The organism is Vicinamibacteria bacterium, assembly GCA_035620555.1.
GTDB lineage: Bacteria > Acidobacteriota > Vicinamibacteria > Marinacidobacterales > SMYC01 > DASPGQ01.
Window position 1 is genome coordinate 1 of sequence record DASPGQ010000426.1, and the last position, 2301, is coordinate 2301.

Annotated in this window: 2 protein-coding genes and 1 pseudogene; 2 read left to right on the forward strand and 1 reads right to left on the reverse strand. The window is 64.5% G+C overall.

Annotation, left to right across the window (positions count from 1 at the left end; all coding sequences use genetic code 11):
* Both VEK15_17475 and VEK15_17480 read left to right on the forward strand, forming a co-directional pair.
* Positions 1-1328: TRAP transporter large permease subunit (locus VEK15_17475; GenBank protein HXV62495.1), on the forward strand; the 1328-nt coding region annotated here is incomplete at its 5' end.
* Positions 1329-1352: 24 nt separating this feature from the next.
* Complete coding sequence (locus tag VEK15_17480; protein ID HXV62496.1) at positions 1353-2009, forward strand: STN domain-containing protein; 657 nt, start codon at positions 1353-1355, stop codon at positions 2007-2009.
* A gap of 26 nt (positions 2010-2035) precedes the next feature.
* Here the strand turns inward: VEK15_17480 and VEK15_17485 are convergent.
* A pseudogene (locus VEK15_17485) lies at positions 2036-2301 on the reverse strand (histone deacetylase family protein).

The following is a 2301-nucleotide window of genomic DNA, read 5'->3' on the forward strand; positions in this document are numbered from 1 at the left end:
TCGCCCTCGTTCCCCTTGCCCTCTATCGATTCGAATCGCTTCAAGAGTCCGGGATCTACGTTCTTCTCGTCGGCGCGGTGCTCCTTTCGACCGCCCTGGGCGCGCCCATCGTCGTCGGCATCGGCGGTGTCGCAGCGATCCTCCTCTGGCACGACCTGTTTCCCGTCTCCGCGATCCCGACCGAGACCTACAACCTGGCGGTGAAGCCCATTCTGCCGACGATTCCCCTGTTCACCCTGGCGGGCTTCATTCTCGCCGAGGGCGGTACGCCGCGACGACTCGTCGAGCTCTTTCGCGCCATCGTGGGATGGCTTCCCGGAGGCGTTGCCATCGTCGCCATCGTCGTCTGCGCCTTCTTCACCAGCTTCACGGGAGGAAGCGGCGTCACCATCCTTGCGATGGGCGGTCTCCTGTTTCCCATGCTGCTCGAGGAGCGCTACTCGCCCAGGTTCGGGACGGGACTCCTCACGTCGGCCGGCTCGCTCGGCCTTCTCTTCCCTCCCTCGCTCGCGGTCATTCTCTACGGGCTCGTCGCCGAAGTGGAGATCCCGCGTCTCTTCGTCAGCGGCATCGTTCCCGCCGTCCTCGAGATGGCGCTCGTCGCCGTTCTCGCCCTCGTCGCCGCGCGCAAAACCGCAATCGCGCGGGTTCCCTTCGACGCACGGCGCGCCGCGAGCGCGCTGTGGCAGGCGAAGTGGGAGGTCGCCATTCCCATCGTGGTGCTCGGAAGCATCCTCGGCGGCTTCGCGACCCTGGTGGAAGCCGCGGCGCTGACGGTGCTCTCCACCTTCGTCCTCGAGTTCGGAATCCACCGCGACCTCGCAATCGGAAAGGACCTGCTCCGTGTCGGAGGAGACGCCGCCACTCTCATCGGAGGCGTCCTCATCATTCTCGGGGTTGCCCTCGGTCTGACGAACTACCTCGTCTTCGCCCAGATCCCTCAGCAGGGCGTCGACTGGGTGCAGGGCTTCGTCACCTCTCCCCTCGTGTTCCTGCTCCTTCTCAACGTCTTTCTGCTGCTCGTGGGCTGCCTGATGGATATCTACTCCGCCATCGTGGTCGTCGTTCCGCTCATCACTCCGCTCGGCCTGTTCTTCGAGATCGACCCGTTCCACCTCGGAGTCATCTTCCTCACCAACCTCGAGCTCGGCTACCTGACGCCGCCGGTGGGGATGAACCTCTTCCTCGCGTCCTATCGGTTCAAACAGCCCCTTCCCGACGTTTACCGGGCTTCGGTTCCGTTTCTCGCCATCCGCGCCGTCGCCGTGCTCCTGGTGACGTACGTGCCATGGCTCACACGGTTCCTTCCCAAGCTGGTTCTGGACTGATCGGGCGCTACAATGGCGGCACGAATGCTCTCGAGAGGGTCGATTCTCGGTCTGGCCACCATCCTCGCTGCATGCAGCGCATCGCGAACGGCTTACGAGAACGGAAATCGCGCCGCCCGCCTGGAGGATTGGGACCGAGCGGTGGCCTTCTACCAGGAGGCGCTCGAGGAGTTTCCCGAGAATCTCGAAACACGAATCGCTCTGATGCGGGCTACGATCGAGGCCTCCCACTCCCACCTCCGGGAGGCGCGAAGGCTCCGGGAAACCGGGGAGGAGCTGGCCGCCTCCCGCGAGCTTTCGCAGGCCCTGCTCTACGATCCCACCAACCGTTTCGCCCGGGAAGAGCTCGAAGAGCTCCGGCGCCGGCTCGAGCGCGAGTCAGGGTCGCGACCTCCAGTGATTCGCGAGAGAATCTTCGGGCCCGAGCCGCTGCTCGATCCGTTCTCCTCGGCGCCCATTCAACTGAAGTTCGCCGAGGAGACGAGCCTGCGGACGATTCTCGAAGCGCTGGGAAAGCTCGCGGGAGTCAACGTCCTCTTCGACGAGTCCTTTCGAGATCGCAACGTGACGGTCGACCTCCAGGGTGTCACGTTCGAGCAAGCCCTCGAGCTCCTGCTCTCGACGAACGGCCTGTTCTACAAGAGAATCGACGGCGCGTCGACCGTCGAGATCCGACGCTAGCCGCCCTCGAAGCCGAGCAGAACGTTCACGGCGGCGTTGTTCAGAAAGCAATAACCCCCGTAGAGATCGCGGTCCGCGTGGTGGCCGGGAGGCCGGGTGAGCGCGAAACAAGCGCGCTCGCCACCCTGGATCAAAGCCTGGCCGGTGAGCGCGCAATCGGCCGCGATCATCACCGCCCTCCAGGTGCCCGCCGTGATGGGAGTGGAAGCGTCGAGAGAATAGAAGCCGAGCTTGCCATCGATGGCGTCCGTCTTCTGCTGCCTCAGCGTTCGAACCGGCCAACTCATCGGCA